This window comes from Rouxiella sp. T17, assembly GCF_036663475.1.
Taxonomy (GTDB): Bacteria; Pseudomonadota; Gammaproteobacteria; order Enterobacterales; family Enterobacteriaceae; genus Rouxiella.
On sequence record NZ_JAWUEA010000005.1, the window covers coordinates 32,072 to 48,295 of the forward strand.

Here is a 16,224-nt window from a genome sequence, read left to right on the forward strand (position 1 = left end):
CTAAATCAATATCTTCAACTTTAGAATCTAGCACTATCTATTCCGCAGGTGAATGCAACGTCAAGCGATAGGCGTTGTGCTCCATAATTGTCCTATTTTGTTTTAGCAATTTAGAATCAATGCCCTGTCTTGATTCTAATAACGCCGGTCTATGTGACCGGCTTTTTTTTGCCTTTAATCCGGTTTTTTTGCTAACGCTAATGATTTAAAGCCACTTGCTGCGCTTCATCCACCAGGCTACACCGCCCACCAGCAACACCAGGATTGCACAGAAAACCGTAAAACCAAGATGGTTATTCGCTCCCGGAATGCCCCCCAGATTGACACCGAACAGGCCTGTCAGGAAGGTAGTTGGTAAAAACACCATGGCAAGCAAAGACATAGTGTACGTTCGGCGGTTTAACGAGTCAGCCATCAGCGAGCTAATTTCATCTGAAAGTACCCCTGTGCGGGCAATGCTGGCGTCAAGATCGTCGAGACCACGTCCGAGTCGATCAGAAATTTCCTGCATTCTGCGACGCTCATCGTCGGTCATCCACGGCAGGCGCTCACTTGCCAGGCGGGCGAACACGTCGCGCTGCGGTGACATGTAGCGGCGTAAAACGATCAGCTGCTTGCGTAACAACGCCATCTGCCCCCGTTCTGGCAGCTGCTGCTCCATCAATGCATCTTCGAAATCGATAATCTTGTCGTGCAAATCTTCGATGAAGTCACTGGTGTGATCGGTCAGGCCATCACACATTTCCACCAACCAACTGCCGGTATCGGTTGGGCCGCTGCCGTGCTGCATATCATTAATGATTTCGTTCATCGAAAACACTTTGCGATGACGGGTCGAGATAATCATCTTGTCAGTGAGATAAACGCGAATGGTCACCAGCTGATCCGGACGCGCATTGGCGTTGAGATTAATGCTGCGAAGCGTAACCAACGTGCCCTCACCCATACGCAACACTTTCGGACGAATGCTCTCGCCCGCCAACGCCTCGCGCACGTTATCAGGTAAAAGTGGGGTGTTGTTGATCCACTTTTCGCTATTTGGCATTGAGTAATCAAGGTGCAGCCAGCAGGGCTTTTCGGTACTGGCTATGCAATTTTGATTAATTTCGTTTACGCCACCTTTACCGTCTAACTGATACGCATACACAGCGTCTGAAACTTGCAGTTCTTCACCCTTGATGACATCCACGATAATTCTCACTTTCTCTAATATTTAATTTTAGTTTAGCGCTAACTCTTTGAAGCTCCAACAAATCGGTCAATTGCAGGCTCTAAGATTAAGGACTTTGACGCGCTTTATCATGACATGACACTCCCTGTAAGTGATGATCATCACGGGGCAGAGTGTATCAAAATGTAGCGTATTGGCTGGGAATGAGAGAACAAGGCGTAAAGAAAATCTTTAGGAGGTATAAGGATGATTTTAGGCCAAAAGCCGCGCCCGGCCTGCTCTGACATATTTTCTTTCATTGAACGAATAGACGCTGGATTAGTAATTCATACACTAATGTTATGAGAAATAACTCATTGCCAACACAACAGTCCTTTTCTATCCGGTAAATCAGGTATAACAATAAAATGAAACACATGAAAAAAATGCTTTTATCACTGGCGGTTCTGGGCTCGATGACGCCAGCAGTACAGGCCGCAGAGATGATCGGAAACTATACGGCAGCGGGTTATACCCACTGTGGCGGCATGAAAGTGCTTACTAGCGCCATCACCAGTGAAGACACCATGGTGCTGCAAATTACCGATCCGAAAACCAACGCCACGCAAATCTATTTCGGTAATCGAAATGAAGATATGAGCGACAAGGTTAAATACACGCTGTCGACTTACAATGCCGATACCAAAACCTTCACGCCGGATGCCTCAAATACCACCGTTAATTTTGGTATTAATGAGCATGCTGCCGGAACCTCTGGTGCAGAGCTGTATCACCTGACGATGGCCGGCCAGCAGTATAACTGCACGGCGTACACCGTTTTCGATCCGTTAGCCAAAAAGTAAACCGTAAGGTACAGCCTTTTCGCTAATAAAAAAGCCTCCGCAATCTTTGTGCCGAGGCTTTTTGTATTTTTAATTTTCAATTGATTTGATTTTGATTGAGCTGATTTTCGATTGAAATGCTTTTAAATGAAAAGCTTTCAAATAAAAACTTCACTTTGTAAGAGATAACCATCACTGTCGAAAACGATAACGTTAATCGCCGGTCGCCTGTAAATCGATAACGCCAGCGTGAAACGCCAATCCGGGCACCACATCCTGCGAAAGCCAGGTCGGGCCATCGAGATCGATAAATTTAGCGCCTACCGTTAACGGCAACGCCGCACGCACGGCACGAGAAGTGCAAAGCATACAGCCGAGCATTACATCTATTCCTTGCGCCTGCGCGGCCGAGGCCAATTTTAATGCGCCCGTCAGCCCACCCGTTTTATCCAATTTAATATTAACCATCTCGTAGCGCCCTACCAACTGAGGCAGTGAGTCAACCGTATGGCAGCTTTCATCCGCGCAAATAGGCAGAGGATGGATAAAATTAGCCAAGGCTTCATCGTGTCCGGCCTTAAGCGGCTGCTCGAGCATTAATACCCCAAGGTCAGCGAGCAGCTGACAGCGCGCCGCCAGCCCTTCGCTATGCCAAGATTCATTAGCATCAACGATCAGCGAAACATTAGGAACGACGCTGCGAATAGCCACCATGCGTTCAGTAATAAAATGGTCGTCGAGCTTAACTTTAAGCAAGGTCACGCCATTTTGCTGATGGCCGATTGCCGCCTGCGCCATCGCTTCTGGCGTGTCGATACTCAATGTTTGCGCCATGCTAATCGAAACTAGCGGCTCGATTTGCGTTAACTGCCACAGCGTTTGCCCGCGCTGTTGCTGCTCCAAATTCCACAATGCCGAGTCGATAGCATTGCGCGCCGCGCCCGCGGGTAATAACGTTTGCAGCGCCTGCCTGTCGATGCCCTGCTGAATCTTTTCGCTAACGGCCTCAAGTTCCGCCATCACCGAGATTTCGCTTTCACCATAACGCGGATAAGGCGTACATTCGCCAATGCCAACAATGCCATCCTCTTCGATTTCACAAACGATAACGCGCGCTTCGGTACGACTGCCGCGAGCAATAACAAAAGCCGTATGTAGCGGCCAGGCTTCTGGATAAAAGCGTACGCTTCTCATCTACTACTCCATATGAAAGCCTTCGGGCAATATGCAGCGAGGCTAATGTCAGTATAGACGTAGGTTAGGTGCTTTAAAAATATAGGGAAAACGGCGCGAAAATCGGCGTAAACCCTGCCTTGTTAGCGTCTCGCCGCTTTCGGCATAATTATTAATCTGGGGCATTCAGTTAAGCAGTTTGTGCGGCGAAAGAGGATATTTAGTGGCCAATCTTGGGTCTGCGGCCTTTATCATGGTAATCATTGTCGAGAGAAAATTGTGCAGATTGTTCACTATTACAAGGGCCTGTCATGTTCAACTTTGATTTTTATAATCCTACCCGCGTGTTGTTTGGTGCCGATCGTATTAAAGATATTGCAAAACATATTCCTGAAAATGCCCGCGTTTTAATCACCTATGGCGGTGGCAGCGCCAAAAAATATGGCACGCTGGATGAAGTTCAGGCCGCACTGGGTTCGCGCTTTAGCGTTGAATTTGGTGGCATCGAAGTTAACCCTCACTTCGATACCCTAATGAAAGCCGTTGCGGTGGTAAAAGAAAATCAGATTGATTTTTTGCTGGCCGTTGGCGGCGGTTCAGTGGTTGATGGCACCAAATTTATTGCCGCCGCGGCCTGTTATGACGGTGACATTTGGCCTCTATGGTCCAAACGTCAGCCTCTTCAGAAGGCACTTTCGATTGGCTGCGTAATGACCTTGCCCGCTACCGGTTCCGAAACCAACCATGTCTCGGTAGTGACCCATACGGGTTTGGGCCAGAAAACCGGTTATAGCGATCCGCTGCTGTTTCCGAAATTTGCACTTTTAGATCCGACCAAAACCTATACCCTGCCCGCAACGCAGGTGGCAAACGGCGTGGTGGACGCCTTTATTCACGTGATCGAACAGTATTTGACTTACCCTGTGTATGGCAAAGTTCAAGACCGTTTTGCCGAAGGCATTATGCTCACGTTACTCGAAGAAGGCCCTAAGGCGCTTAGCGATCCCGAAAATTACGACGTTCGTTCGGCAATCACCTGGTCAGCAACGCTTGCACTTAATGGCCTGATTGCCGCGGGTGTGCCGCAAGATTGGTCAACGCATCGCATCGGCCACCAGCTTACCGCGCTGTATGGTATCGACCATGCTCAAACGTTGGTGATTCTGTTGCCAAGCCTGTTGCAAGTACAGCGGGAGAGTAAAAGAGAGAAGCTGCTGCAATATGCCGAACGGGTGTGGAATATTGTTGAAGGGGATGAAGAGAGCCGAATTGACGGGGCGATTGCCAAAACCAGAGAGTTTTTCGAAGTAATGGGCCTGAAAACGCGATTGAGTGATTATGGTCAATCGAAAACGGCTATCGACGAGATTTTAGAAAATCTGCAACGCTTCGATATGTTGCCGATGGGCGAACGTCAGGATATTGATTTTGATCGCGCCAAAACCATTTTGACTATGAGCTACTAATATTCCTAAATGACTAATAATGTTCCTAAAAAACAAATAATTGCTGTTTTAGCCAGCGTTATTGAGGCGGCAGCACCAGACGTTTTTCAAAAGTCAGCTGTTTGCCGTCGGTTAGCGTTAAGGTAATAAGCGCTTTTTCGTGACTGTCGAGGGTGAATTTCATTCTCGACAGCGCGATATTCTCATCGCCAGAAATAGCGAGCCTGCCTTGTTGTTGACTGGTGCTCGTCCCGGCCTGCCCTATTTTTTGAAAAGTAATCTGCACCTGACATTCGCACGTCACGGATAAATGCGCCATGGGCGTAATCGCGTAAATATTCCCCTGATGTTGAACGTCGAACCATAAAGGCTGGCTTAGCGCAGCGGCTAATAGCAGTGAAACCATAAGGTAACCTCGATAAAAAAACAGGGCAGTGCCCTGTTTTTTCGTTTGAGTAAGAACTTGATTAGCGCTGTGCGGCGAAGGCCTGATTGCCACTGCCAACCTGCTGAATGTTGACCAGACTGCTGTTGGCTGATTGAGTCGAGGTTACAAAGTTGCCGTTACCGTTTTGACTAATCAGCAATTTGCTCTTGTCGCCGGTCTGGAGCGCATCGGCGTGGTTATAGCTGCCAAGTTGATCGACGGCCAAAATGCTTCTGTCGCCCTGCTGCGCGGTTGAAGCAACGTTGCCTCTGCCATGCTGGTCGATATCGGTCAGCGAATTCATTGCGCTAGTTTGCGCGGCATTGGCTACGTTATGTGAGCCTTCCTGATAAATTTGCATTTCAGAGCCCCAGGAAGTCGCCTGGAATACCGGCGCAGAAGAACCGCCGCCTTGACCGCCCTGACCACCGAAATCTGCCGCCATTGTTGTGCCACTAAAGACCAGCGCGGATACTGCCATAATTTTCCACAGTTTCATGATGCTACCCCATAGGTTCGAGTTTAGTTGGTTAAGTTGACGGCATCGACCACTAACGCTGCGTCACTTTTATCGCCATTCCTGACGAGTTTTGTACGATACCGGCTGAGCGGTCCGTACCACTTTGGCTTATTTGCGCCACGTTTCTGCGCCCCTTTTGGGCTATTAACGCGGTATTGCCAAATCCTTGCTGCTCAATAACTGACGAATTATTGTCGCCCGTTTGTGAGACCAGCGCCGTATTTTGATCGCCGGACTGAGTAATATCGGCGTTATTACCTTTTCCTCGCTGGCTTAACAGCGCCATATTTTGATTACCGCGCTGTTCGATTAGCGCTTTATTACCGCTACCCGCAGCCAGTTGGTCAAACGTCAAAGAAGACATTTCATTTTGGTGGGTAAATGCTTCCGAAAAAGCCAGATCATTTTGCTGAGCAAATAGGTAAGGGCTTACAAATAAGCTAGTCAAAAGCGCTATTGTGGCTGCCCGCCTTGGTGCTGGCCTCGTCCCTCCTAATAAAAGCCGCGGCTTTTTACTGTGAAGACGGAAATTTATATGTCTGACCAGATTAAACACTTTCATTGACTCCCCCCATGACCTAATGTCGGGTTAGTCATTACAGTATGCAGAGCTAAAATCAAATTAAACTCAGCGGGAAGTGGTATTTTATTTTTCGACTCATACGAAAGCATGAGTCGCGATTAAATTCATTCGCTCGCTCATTAATTATCTTGCCTCGCCTTATTTACTAAGATTAATGCCAGTCGACGATGCATTTGATAATTTCTTATAACTTACACTGATATGTTAAGTAAAATAAAGTGTGACTGATATCAAAATTTTATGCTTAAGACTATTCCCAGCGCGTTAATTAAATTAAACAGCCAAGAATTAAAAGGCGAATTATTCTTAAATAATCCATTCTTACTCAACTTGGGGCATGACTTAAAAAACCCAATAATTTCAGTTAATAATAAATATCTTGATTAGGTTAGAAAATTACCCCGCAGGCTAATGAATAATCATACCGTTAATAAGCCTTATGTATTACCCCTATATTACTGATGTAACCCTCTTGATTTAAAATACAGCCGCGCTAAATTGATTAGACAGCGCGGGGTATGTTTTTCCATTGCGCCAAAACTAGACCGTAGTTCGCTTGCACCAGGGATTTTACACAGCAGATTCGTCCTCTCAACTCTTCATCTGAAGCTTAACTCTTCGCCTGAAGAAAAGAGTTTATGGATCTTATTAGGAAAAATTCTATTATGACTATCGAGACCTTTCAATCGAATACTCAAAAGACGCCTCAGTCGAATAAAGTATTATTACTTGTCACCAAGCCTTCACTGCAATCTTCAGCATTGTTATTACAGCTGAGTTACAAACTCGGCATCAATACCAAATTGCACCATATTAATAAACCGCTGGATGAACCTGTCTCCGACGAGCTACTGGTTATATTTGATATCGCTCAGGCGGATAAGAAAATGACCAGCCATTGGCAAACTACGTTGAGCCAATATCGAACCCGGGTAAAGACTCTGCTGCTTAACGCTCCTGAAGATTATCCTTTTTACGAAATCGAACGTTGGCCCACGATCAGCGCCGTATTCTATCCCTCGACGGGTGAGACGCAGCTGACAGATGGAATTAGCAGCGTTCTACGCGACGAATGCTATTTCTCTCCCCGCTTTACCCGCTATTTGGTCAATCAGTCTGGACAGCAGCGCTATTTCAATCATCAGCAAAACGGCATTACCCAACGTGAAAGTGAGATTTTAAATAAGTTACGTATGGGTGCCTCAAATCATGAAATTGCGCAGCTGCTGTTTATCAGTGAAAACACCGTAAAAACCCACTTATATAATCTGTTCAAAAAAATCTCGGTCAAAAATCGGACTCAGGCAGTGAGCTGGGCCAATGAAAATCTCAGGCGGTAACAGCATGAAAACGGGCGTAATCATACTCATGCTTTGTGCCATGTTTACCTGCTTCGACGGACTGGCAGAGAAAAACATCAAGGATATCCGCGATCCGGGGTTAATAACGGATCATACCGTTAGCTCGGTAGGCCATGATTTTTATCGGCTTTTCACCGACCGTTGGGAGAAGAACCTGCCGGAAACCATGACCATCAGCGAACGTCCGAGCGCACGCTGGGGCAGTTGGATAACCATTAAGGTCGGACAGGATACGCTCTATCAAACGCTGTTATTTCCGAATCGACGCAATTTTGGCAAAGAAGTCGATACCGCCCTGCAAAATGTTGGCGAGGCGCTTTCAAGACGACAAATAGATAAAACCCTTCTGGGAACCGGCGATCTGTCCGGCGATGAATTCTAAGGAGAATACCGTGAAAATATTTCTGCTAGTCCTCTCTGCCCTGCTTTTCTCTCCGCTTTCATGGGGGGGGAATATGGTCTTTCAGTTTGTGAATCCTAATTTCGGCGGCAATCCAAATAACGGCGCGTTTCTTCTTAATGAGGCCAACGCGCAGAACTCTTATAAAGATCCGGATGCCTATGATTTTGATTCTTCTACCCCCAGCGCGCTGGATAACTTTACCTCTGCACTGCAATCCCAATTATTAAGCGGCCTGATGGGCAATATCAGTCAGGGCAAGCCGGGACGTTTGGTTACTCAGGACTTTATTGTCGACGTGCAAAATACCGATGGGCAACTGGTGATGAACGTCACTGACCGTTCGACCGGAAAAACCTCAACGATTCAGGTGCAAGGTCTCAGTGCATCAAACTGATCCCCTCGCCAAGGCTATTTGTTTCACTTTTGATACCTCCCTCTGTATAGACATAGGATAATAAGAATATGCGTACCTCTCTCCTCTTAATGGCCGTGTTGGTGCTTAGCGGCTGTATTACTTCACCGCCGAAAGAAGCGGCCAAACCTACCTTGCTGCCTCGCGCGCAAAGTTATCAAGACCTGACCCACCTGCCGCCAGCGAAAGGACGCATATTTGTCTCGGTCTATAATATTCAGGATGAAACCGGGCAGTTTAAGCCTTATCCCGCCAGTAACTTTTCCACCGCCGTGCCGCAAAGCGCCACCTCAATGCTGGTTACCGCACTAAAAGATTCCAAATGGTTTATTCCGCTGGAGCGTCAGGGGCTACAAAATCTGTTAAATGAGAGGAAGATTATTCGTGCTGCACAGGACAACGGCAGCGTAGCGATTAATAACGCCCGCCCTCTTTCTTCGTTGGTGGCGGCGAATATCCTGATTGAAGGATCAATTATCGGCTATGAAAGCAATGTCAAATCTGGCGGTGCCGGTGCGCGCTATTTCGGCATCGGAGCGAGTACTCAATATCAGCTGGACCAAATCGCCGTAAACCTGCGCGCTGTTGATATTAATACCGGTGAAGTGCTTTCCTCGGTCAATACCAGCAAGACGATTCTCTCCTATGAGTTCCAGGCCGGAGTATTCCGCTACATCGATTATCAAAGATTGCTGGAGGGGGAAGTCGGTTTTACTACCAATGAACCTGTGATGCTCTGCCTGATGTCAGCGATTGAAACCGGCGTAATCTATATGATTAACGACGGCATCGATCGTAACCTGTGGCAGCTGCAAAATAGCGGCGATACCAATTCTCCTATCCTCGAAAAATACAAACAGATGCAGGTGCCAATGTCCTGAGAACTTATATTTTTCAAAAATTAAGGGTAAAAAAATCGCCTGCGACACGATTAAACGTTATCGCAGGCGATGCTTTTTAAATCGGTAATCACTTCGAAAATCAGGACATAATCAGTCCGCCGTCGATATTAATCGTCTGCCCCGTCAAGTAACGTGCATCATCCGAGGCCAGAAAGGCCACCAGTCCGGCAACGTCATCGGGCTGGCCCGCGCGTTTTAGGGGAATATTTTGTACCCATTCCGCCATTAACTCGCCTTTGCCGTAACGTTTTTGATCGGTAGAGAGAATTTCGCCCCACACTCTATCGTTATAATCCCACATTTCGCTTTCGATAATGCCCGGGCAAAAAGCGTTAACGGTAATGTTATAAGGTGCCAGTTCCAGCGCCAGACTTTGAGTAATGCCGATGACGCCCATTTTGCTCGCGGCGTAATGCGGCGTATAGATAAACCCTTGGCGCCCCTGACCTGAAGAGGTGTTAATCAAGCTGCCGGACTGCTGTTTAACCATGATTTTCGCCGCTTCGCGACAGCACAGCCATACGCCGGTCGTGTTAACCGCCAAGATTCGTTCGAAATCCTGTTTGGGCATGGTATCGAAATGATCGATAGTGATGACCCCTGCGTTTTGAATCGACACGTCGACCCTGCCGAATTTCTCCATCGCCTGCTGGAACAGGCCTTGTACCTGAGTTTCATCCGTAACGTCTACCTGCAAAGGTAAAATTTCAACCGGGTATTTTTGTTTTAGGCTTTCGGCTGTTTCGAATACTCTTTCGGCGTTGGACACCATCACCAAATTTGCGCCATCACGAGCAAAACGTTCGGCAATGCCCGCGCCAATGCCTCGACAGGCACCAGTAATCACTACAGTTTTTCCGCTGAAATCTCTGTTCATCATGTTCACCTGTAAATGTTCACCTGTATAAATGTTCACCTAGAAATGTTCTTTTGTGATTAATTCGAGCGCGACGACGACAAGGTGCGGGCAACGGCGTCTTTCCAACCCTGCCATTCCACTTGTAGCTGTTCATGGCGAGCAGCGTTGGGAGTAAACACATCGTGTTGAGGCAACAGCGCCGTCAGCTGATCATTATCGAGTTCATCCAGCGCCTTTCGCGCCAATAGCCCGGCGCCCAATGCGGAAAGTTCGGGCGTATTGCTGCGCAAAACATCGCAGCCGAGCAGGTCGGCCTGAAACTGCATCAACCAAGGATTGCGCGTAGGACCGCCATCAACCATCAACGATGCCAAATGAAAGTCAGGGTGCTGGCGCATAGCATCGATGACATCCGCTATTTGATAACCGATTGACTCAAGTGCAGCGCGGATGAGATGCGCGCGATCAACGCCTCGACTCAAACCGCTAATCGCTCCGCGCGCCTGTCCGTCCCACCATGGCGCACCTGCGCCTGTCAGCGCAGGCACAAAATAGACGCCAAGAGTCGAGTCGACACTGGCCGGTAATTCGCTCAGCGCGCGCGCCAGCGTTTCCCCTTTGCCGTCGGTGAGGCCGGTGATTTGCGCCATCCATGCCACTGCGTCACCCGTGTGCGGAATATTGCCTTCAAGGCCGTAAACCACCTGCTGGCCATCGTGCCACGCGACGGTGGTTGCCAACTGGGTAATGCTGCTTTGCGGCTGCGGGATAGGCGCCATCACTGACGATCCGGTTCCGTAAGTGGCTTTTACGCCGCCCGCTTCGCCAAGTCCGTGACCATAAAGCGCCGCGTGGGAGTCGCCCACCATGGCCAAAATCGGCAGCCCGTCGGGCACGCCGTCGACTCCGCGCGTGACGCCAAACAGTCCGCTGGAGGGGCAAATCTCAGGCAGCGCCGCGCGCGGAATACCAAACAGCGTCAGCATTTGGTTGTCCCAATTCCCAGTTTGTAAATTCAGCAGTTGGGTGCGTGCTGCATTTGAAGTATCACATCGAAAGGCTACACCGCCGGTAAGGTTCCATAACAGCCAGGCGTCGACGGTGCCGAGACAGATTTCGCCCGCCTCGGCGCGCTGATAACCGTCAGGAAGACTATCGAGTAGCCAACGCATTTTCGAAGCCGAAAATAGCGGCGCTATCGGCAGACCCGTTATCTCGCGGATCGCCTGTTCGTGATGATCCCAACGCAGTTGCTGGCAAAAGTCTTCACTGCGCGAGCATTGCCAAGTGATAGCGGGTCCGATAGGCTCGCCGGTTTCTCGCCACCAGCCCATTGCCGTTTCGCGTTGATTACTCACCGCGAGTGCCGCTACGCGTCCCGCACCCACGTTTTCGATTACTTCCCGAAGCACCGTCAGCGAGGCTTCAATCAATACTTCACCCCGTTGTTCGACCCAGCCCGCCTGTGGCGTTTGCACCTGTAGCGGCCGAGAAGACTGGGCAATGACTTTTCCATGACCATCGATCGCCACGGCTTTTGCATTGCTGGTGCCTTCATCGATAGCGATAATCACGTCTCTTTGCTCAGACATGCTTCACCTCAGAGAGCGGCTGATTCGCCTGCAACTTTTTTTCGTGACGGCGCATCAGGGTGACTTTGCTTTGCAAACGTTGCTGGAACTGATCGATAACTACGGCGGTCACGATAACCAGACCTTTTATTACCATCTGCCAGAATTCACTGACGCCGAACATCACCAGACCGTCGGCCAAAAAGACGATGACGAACGCGCCAATAATCGAGCCAAATACTCGTCCGCGCCCGCCCGCCAAGGCCGTACCGCCCAGAACCGTAGCGCCGATAGCGTCCATCTCAAACATATTCCCGGTCATCGGATGGGCAGTCTGCAATTGAGAAGCGACCACCAGCCCGACCAATGCTGCACAGAAACCCGAGAAGGCATAAACGAAAATCTTCACTTTCGAAATGGGTACACCCGCTAATCTGGCTGCCGATTCATTACCACCAATGGCGTAAATGTAGCGACCCAGCGGCGTTTTTTTGGTGATATAAATACCTAGCAGTACCACCGCAATCATCAACCAAATCGGGTTATAGATGCCTAAAAAGCTGCCTGAACCCAACAGCGAGAAGCCGGTATTACCTAAGGCGTCTACGCCGTTCAGGTTCGGGAAAGTTTTACCGTCAGTGGTCAACAACGAGGCGCCGCGTGCCACATACATCATGCCGAGGGTACAGATAAACGGCGCGACCCCGAGCTTGGTAATGACTAATCCGTTAATCATGCCGATTAAAATACCGGCGACTGCAACCACGCCCATTACCTCAAACACGTTAAGGAACAGCAGGTTATCGCCCCACAATGGGATGCCGAACGAGAGTAAGGCGCCGCCAATCATGCCGCAAATTCCCGCAACGGCCCCTACCGACAGGTCAATACCGCCGGTCAAGATAACCAGCGTCATGCCAACCGCCAGCAGGCCGGTGATCGCCACGTGCTGAGTCATAATCAGCAGATTGGAAGTAGTAATGAAATTCGGCACCATTGCGCTAAAGAAACCCACCACGATAAGCAAGGCAATAAAGGTGCGCGCCTTTAGTAAGTACATGTAAACAAGATATTTTTGACTTTGCATAGCCTGTCCTTAATCTTAATCGTGGGGCGTCGATGCGCGGATCAGTTTTTCTCTGTCCACCTCGGCGCGCGGGAGATCGGCGGTAATTTTGCCGTCCGCCATGACAATGACCCGATCTGCCAGCTGCATGACCTCATCGAGTTCTGATGAGGAGAACATTACCGCCAGCCCCTGCTGCGCCATTGCGCCTATCAAATGATAAACGTCGGTTTTCGCACCAACATCGATACCGCGCGTAGGTTCATCCAAAAATACGACCTGCGGATTGGTCATCAACGCCTTGGCGATCACCACTTTTTGCTGGTTACCGCCACTCATTGAGGTGACAGGCAGATCGGCGTCGCCCACCTTAATCGACAGCTTGCCTATCATCTGTTGCACCGCCACGTTTTCGGGCTGCTCTCGAATGGGTAGCAGGGTTTTCAAAAAGCTTTTGCTGCATAAACGTGACAGTGTCATGTTTATCTTTATCGATAACAGCTGCACTAACCCTTCGGCCTGTCGGTCTTCGGGTACGAGCGCCATGCCATGTTCGAGACGATAGGCAAAGGGCCGGTTTTCCATTCGATTGCCTTTCAAATGAATCTCACCCGAGTCCTGCTTCATCAGGCCGATTAGCGTTTTGAAAAGCTCGGTACGTCCCGCGCCCAGCAGCCCGTAAACGCCAACCACTTCGCCCTGATGCAGCGTCAGGCTGACATCATTGAGCGAATAGTTGCCGTTTTGATGCAGCATGGTCAGCCCCTGCGCCTGCAAGACCGCCGGCCCTTTTTCAGCACAGCGATAGTCAAAATGCTTCTCTTTTTCACCCACCATGCTGGTGATAATCCACGGAATACTGACCTGGCTCACCTCAGACTCCGCGACAAATTTGCCGTCGCGAAACACGGTAATGTGATCGCCAATTTCCATTAGCTCTTCGAGGCGATGCGAGATATAGATGATGGTGACGCCGCGCCTTTTGAGCTGCTCGATAACGTTAAACAACACCTTAACTTCGGACTGGCTCAGCGCAGAAGTCGGCTCATCCATAATCAGCACGCGGGTATCTTTTGATAATGCGCGGGCAATCTCCACCAGCTGCTGGTGCCCAATCGCCAGCTCCTCAAGCGGCGTTAACGGATCGACATCCAGCTCCAGTCGCTGAAGCAACGCTTTTGCCAGCTGATACTGATACTCGACGTTGATGCGTCCGCGCTGGAAAAATTCGTTACCGATGAAGATGTTGTCCATTATTGTCATGTTGGGAAACAAGTTCAGCTCCTGAAAGATGATGCTGATGCCGTGCTTCTCGGCCTGATGGGTCGAGGTCAATGAGACCGGCTCGCCGTCGAGAAGAATCTGCCCGCTGGAGGGCGTTTCGACCCCCGCCAACATTTTCATCATTGTCGATTTACCCGCGCCGTTTTCGCCGATTAGCACATTGACCTTGTTGCGATAGACGCGATAGTTCACGTTATCGAGTGCAGTTACACCCGGATAAACGCGCGAAACGCCTAAGGTTTCGATAATCACCGGCGAACCCTGAAGCAGCGGATTGGCAAACGGTTCGGGCTCTACGCTGTTGCTACGTTGTTCAAACATCGCGCCTCCTTACTGCGTCGCCTGTTCAGGCATGATTTTGGCCGGCGTCAGCAAGATAGGCGGCTGAGGAGTATCAAAGGCGCTAAATACGCCCGTAACGGTAATTTTGTCGCCCACTTTGTACGTCGTTTTACCCAACGAAGCGATGGCGCGCTGGTTAATCGCTTTACCAAAGTCGCCAAACATATTCTGGTCGTTGAAATCGCCGTAACTCAGGCCGCGATAGCTGTCACGCAGTTCGGTACCTCGGAAGGTTGGGCCGATTTGCACTTTCACTTCGCCGACTTTCGGATCGTCACTCTTCACAATCAATTGACCATTACGAGATGTGGTATTCACTTCGCTCACGGTGCCGCTTACGGTGGTGCTGAACACGCACGGATTTTCGTCTTGACTGCGATAACCCAACTGTTGGCAGGCGCTATCGAAATCTTTTGCACTCTCGATTTGGGTCAGCAACCCGGATAAAGGTTTGGCACTGCTGGTAATTTGCGGGGCAATCTTGCTGTCAAACAGCGATGCCGCCTGCGCCATGTGCGGATTTGGGGGATTCTTCAGCTCCGCCAGCTTTTTTTCAGACACGATCCGGCAGCTGCACAACATCAGCGAAGCCATCACTATCCACATCAAGCGATTAGACATTTCACGTCTCCTTCAAGCCCCGTCGCGGCGAGGCTGACTTCTGTCTATCCAACTATCTATTCAACTACCTGAATAAGCGGCCAATGCCCTTTCGCGCCTCGGCCGCTGTTCCCGCAGTCTTTATTATCGATAATGCCCATTTCGATAATGCCTATTTCGATAATGGTTATTTCGATAAGGGCTATTGTCGATAATTGACGTTTCGATAACTGCCATTACTGACTGCTATTTTTGATAGTTAAAGTTATTCACTTTATCGGCGTTATCTTTCTTGATCAGAATGCCGCGGAACAAGATGCGTTCTTTACCTTTGTAGCTGCCGGTCTGAACGTATTGGTCAAGAATTTCAACGCCCTGCGAAGCAATCGCCTGTGCCTGCAACATCACGGTGGCGTAGAGTGCGCCTGATTTAACGGCGTCGCGTTCGTCATTACTGCCATCAATGCCGACCACGGTAACATCGGTACGGCCGGCGGCTTTGAGCGCGGCGATCGCGCCAAGGGCCACTGGACCATTGCCGTTGATCACGCCTTTGATGTCTGGATGCGCCTGAAGAATGCTGTCCATGATGCGCTTGCCGTCGATCAGCGTGCCTTTGGCATCCTGACGGGCGATCATTTTCATATCAGGGTATTGATCGATAACGTTGTGGAAGGATTTCGAACGGGTCACGCAGTTGTTATCGGCAAGGTTGCAGGTCAGCTCGGCGTAGGTGCCTTTCTCGCCCATTTTCTCAACGAATTCGTTGGCGACGTCAGAACCCGCCTGGAAGTTGTTATGTGAAATTTGCGCCAGCGCCACGCCGTCGACCGGAATTTCGCGGTTGATCAACACCACCGGCACGCCTGCATCTTTGGCCTGTTTTACTGCCGCAACGCTGGCCTGCGAGTCGGCGTTATCAAGAATAATGCCCTGTACTTTGCGACCAATAACCAAACTGATCAGCTCACCCTGACGTTTCACATCTTCGCCATGCGACAACACCAGCGTTTTATAGCCCATCGATTCGGCTTTCGTTTGTGCGCCTTTCGCTTCGGCAGAGTAGTAAGGGTTATCGAGTGAATTGACTAAAATTGCAAAAGTGCCTTTTTCGACTGCAAAGGCTGGAGGAACACAGAGACTGGCGGCAACGGCTAACAGGGCAAAATGTCTTTTCATGGTGATGTTCTCTCAATGTTATTGTTTTTAGGATACTTATGGCGTCGAATTTGTAGGGTTGACGCCACGGATTCTCATTGCATCGCTATTAAACTGCCTTTATTG

17 protein-coding genes are annotated in these 16,224 nt (G+C 49.5%); 6 read left to right on the plus strand and 11 right to left on the minus strand.

Translation table 11 applies throughout. From position 1 onward, the window contains the following. Positions 1–205 precede the first annotated feature (205 nt). The gene (zntB, locus tag SC206_RS00900) at positions 206–1,189 is read right to left on the minus strand and encodes a zinc transporter ZntB (RefSeq protein ID WP_332733240.1); all 984 of its coding nucleotides are present in this window, start codon (positions 1,187–1,189) and stop codon (positions 206–208) included. A gap of 398 nt (positions 1,190–1,587) precedes the next feature. Between zntB and SC206_RS00905 the strand changes: the two genes are divergently transcribed. Beyond that, complete coding sequence (locus SC206_RS00905; RefSeq protein ID WP_332733241.1) at positions 1,588–2,013, plus strand: hypothetical protein; 426 nt, start codon at positions 1,588–1,590, stop codon at positions 2,011–2,013. A gap of 192 nt (positions 2,014–2,205) precedes the next feature. Here SC206_RS00905 and ycjG read toward each other — a convergent pair whose 3' ends face one another. After that, complete coding sequence (gene ycjG, locus SC206_RS00910; protein ID WP_332733243.1) at positions 2,206–3,186, minus strand: L-Ala-D/L-Glu epimerase; 981 nt, start codon at positions 3,184–3,186, stop codon at positions 2,206–2,208. 290 nt (positions 3,187–3,476) lie between these two features. Here ycjG and SC206_RS00915 point away from each other — a divergent pair, with 290 nt between their 5' ends. Beyond that, positions 3,477–4,631, plus strand: coding sequence for an iron-containing alcohol dehydrogenase (locus SC206_RS00915; RefSeq protein WP_332733245.1), 1,155 nt, complete (start codon positions 3,477–3,479; stop codon positions 4,629–4,631). A gap of 58 nt (positions 4,632–4,689) precedes the next feature. Here SC206_RS00915 and csgC read toward each other — a convergent pair whose 3' ends face one another. The 3 genes from csgC to SC206_RS00930 form a co-directional block, all read right to left on the minus strand. Then, entirely contained in the window at positions 4,690–5,016 is a 327-nt protein-coding gene (gene csgC / locus SC206_RS00920; protein WP_332733247.1) for a curli assembly chaperone CsgC, read from the minus strand. A gap of 61 nt (positions 5,017–5,077) precedes the next feature. Continuing rightward, positions 5,078–5,536: a curlin gene (locus SC206_RS00925; protein WP_332733249.1), complete on the minus strand. Its 459-nt coding sequence runs from the start codon at positions 5,534–5,536 to the stop codon at positions 5,078–5,080. A 52-nt stretch (positions 5,537–5,588) separates the two neighbouring features. Continuing rightward, complete coding sequence (locus SC206_RS00930) at positions 5,589–6,119, minus strand: curlin (RefSeq protein ID WP_332733250.1); 531 nt, start codon at positions 6,117–6,119, stop codon at positions 5,589–5,591. 686 nt (positions 6,120–6,805) lie between these two features. Here SC206_RS00930 and csgD point away from each other — a divergent pair. From csgD to csgG, 4 genes are all read left to right on the plus strand, one after another. Further along, the gene (csgD, locus tag SC206_RS00935; RefSeq protein ID WP_332733252.1) at positions 6,806–7,480 is read left to right on the plus strand and encodes a biofilm master transcriptional regulator CsgD; all 675 of its coding nucleotides are present in this window, start codon (positions 6,806–6,808) and stop codon (positions 7,478–7,480) included. A 40-nt stretch (positions 7,481–7,520) separates the two neighbouring features. Continuing rightward, positions 7,521–7,883, plus strand: a complete 363-nt coding sequence (gene csgE / locus SC206_RS00940) for a curli production assembly/transport protein CsgE (RefSeq protein ID WP_442976025.1) — start codon at positions 7,521–7,523, stop codon at positions 7,881–7,883. Beyond that, positions 7,873–8,298: a curli production assembly/transport protein CsgF gene (gene csgF, locus SC206_RS00945; protein WP_442976024.1), complete on the plus strand. Its 426-nt coding sequence runs from the start codon at positions 7,873–7,875 to the stop codon at positions 8,296–8,298. The genes csgE and csgF overlap by 11 nt, the downstream gene beginning before the upstream one ends. Positions 8,299–8,366: 68 nt before the next feature. After that, positions 8,367–9,197: a curli production assembly/transport protein CsgG gene (gene csgG / locus SC206_RS00950; RefSeq protein ID WP_332733256.1), complete on the plus strand. Its 831-nt coding sequence runs from the start codon at positions 8,367–8,369 to the stop codon at positions 9,195–9,197. Between the two features lie 100 nt (positions 9,198–9,297). Here csgG and SC206_RS00955 read toward each other — a convergent pair whose 3' ends face one another. The 6 genes from SC206_RS00955 to SC206_RS00980 form a co-directional block, all read right to left on the minus strand. Continuing rightward, entirely contained in the window at positions 9,298–10,095 is a 798-nt protein-coding gene (locus SC206_RS00955) for an SDR family oxidoreductase (protein ID WP_332733351.1), read from the minus strand. Between the two features lie 59 nt (positions 10,096–10,154). Then, a complete protein-coding gene (locus tag SC206_RS00960; protein WP_332733258.1) occupies positions 10,155–11,669 on the minus strand; it encodes an FGGY family carbohydrate kinase in 1,515 nt (504 codons plus the stop codon). Further along, positions 11,662–12,735 (minus strand): ABC transporter permease, encoded by a 1,074-nt coding sequence (locus SC206_RS00965; protein ID WP_332733260.1) that lies wholly within the window; start codon positions 12,733–12,735, stop codon positions 11,662–11,664. The genes SC206_RS00960 and SC206_RS00965 overlap by 8 nt, the downstream gene beginning before the upstream one ends. Before the next feature lie 15 nt (positions 12,736–12,750). Continuing rightward, the gene (locus tag SC206_RS00970; RefSeq protein ID WP_332733262.1) at positions 12,751–14,319 is read right to left on the minus strand and encodes a sugar ABC transporter ATP-binding protein; all 1,569 of its coding nucleotides are present in this window, start codon (positions 14,317–14,319) and stop codon (positions 12,751–12,753) included. 9 nt (positions 14,320–14,328) lie between these two features. Next, a complete protein-coding gene (locus SC206_RS00975; protein WP_332733264.1) occupies positions 14,329–14,961 on the minus strand; it encodes a DUF2291 family protein in 633 nt (210 codons plus the stop codon). 225 nt (positions 14,962–15,186) lie between these two features. Beyond that, positions 15,187–16,119 carry a D-ribose ABC transporter substrate-binding protein gene (locus tag SC206_RS00980; protein ID WP_332733266.1) on the minus strand — a complete coding sequence of 311 codons (933 nt, stop codon included), beginning with the start codon at positions 16,117–16,119 and terminating at the stop codon, positions 15,187–15,189. Positions 16,120–16,224 lie beyond the last annotated feature (105 nt).

Coding starts and splice junctions, on each gene's coding strand:
- SC206_RS00905 (WP_332733241.1), top strand. CDS start 1,588: ATGAAAAAAATGCTTTTATCACTGGCGGTTCTGGGCTCGATGACGCCA.
- ycjG (WP_332733243.1), bottom strand. CDS start 3,186: ATGAGAAGCGTACGCTTTTATCCAGAAGCCTGGCCGCTACATACGGCT.
- SC206_RS00915 (WP_332733245.1), top strand. CDS start 3,477: ATGTTCAACTTTGATTTTTATAATCCTACCCGCGTGTTGTTTGGTGCC.
- csgC (WP_332733247.1), bottom strand. CDS start 5,016: ATGGTTTCACTGCTATTAGCCGCTGCGCTAAGCCAGCCTTTATGGTTC.
- SC206_RS00925 (WP_332733249.1), bottom strand. CDS start 5,536: ATGAAACTGTGGAAAATTATGGCAGTATCCGCGCTGGTCTTTAGTGGC.
- SC206_RS00930 (WP_332733250.1), bottom strand. CDS start 6,119: ATGAAAGTGTTTAATCTGGTCAGACATATAAATTTCCGTCTTCACAGT.
- csgD (WP_332733252.1), top strand. CDS start 6,806: ATGACTATCGAGACCTTTCAATCGAATACTCAAAAGACGCCTCAGTCG.
- csgE (WP_442976025.1), top strand. CDS start 7,521: ATGTTTACCTGCTTCGACGGACTGGCAGAGAAAAACATCAAGGATATC.
- csgF (WP_442976024.1), top strand. CDS start 7,873: ATGAATTCTAAGGAGAATACCGTGAAAATATTTCTGCTAGTCCTCTCT.
- csgG (WP_332733256.1), top strand. CDS start 8,367: ATGCGTACCTCTCTCCTCTTAATGGCCGTGTTGGTGCTTAGCGGCTGT.
- SC206_RS00955 (WP_332733351.1), bottom strand. CDS start 10,095: ATGAACAGAGATTTCAGCGGAAAAACTGTAGTGATTACTGGTGCCTGT.
- SC206_RS00960 (WP_332733258.1), bottom strand. CDS start 11,669: ATGTCTGAGCAAAGAGACGTGATTATCGCTATCGATGAAGGCACCAGC.
- SC206_RS00965 (WP_332733260.1), bottom strand. CDS start 12,735: ATGCAAAGTCAAAAATATCTTGTTTACATGTACTTACTAAAGGCGCGC.
- SC206_RS00970 (WP_332733262.1), bottom strand. CDS start 14,319: ATGTTTGAACAACGTAGCAACAGCGTAGAGCCCGAACCGTTTGCCAAT.
- SC206_RS00975 (WP_332733264.1), bottom strand. CDS start 14,961: ATGTCTAATCGCTTGATGTGGATAGTGATGGCTTCGCTGATGTTGTGC.
- SC206_RS00980 (WP_332733266.1), bottom strand. CDS start 16,119: ATGAAAAGACATTTTGCCCTGTTAGCCGTTGCCGCCAGTCTCTGTGTT.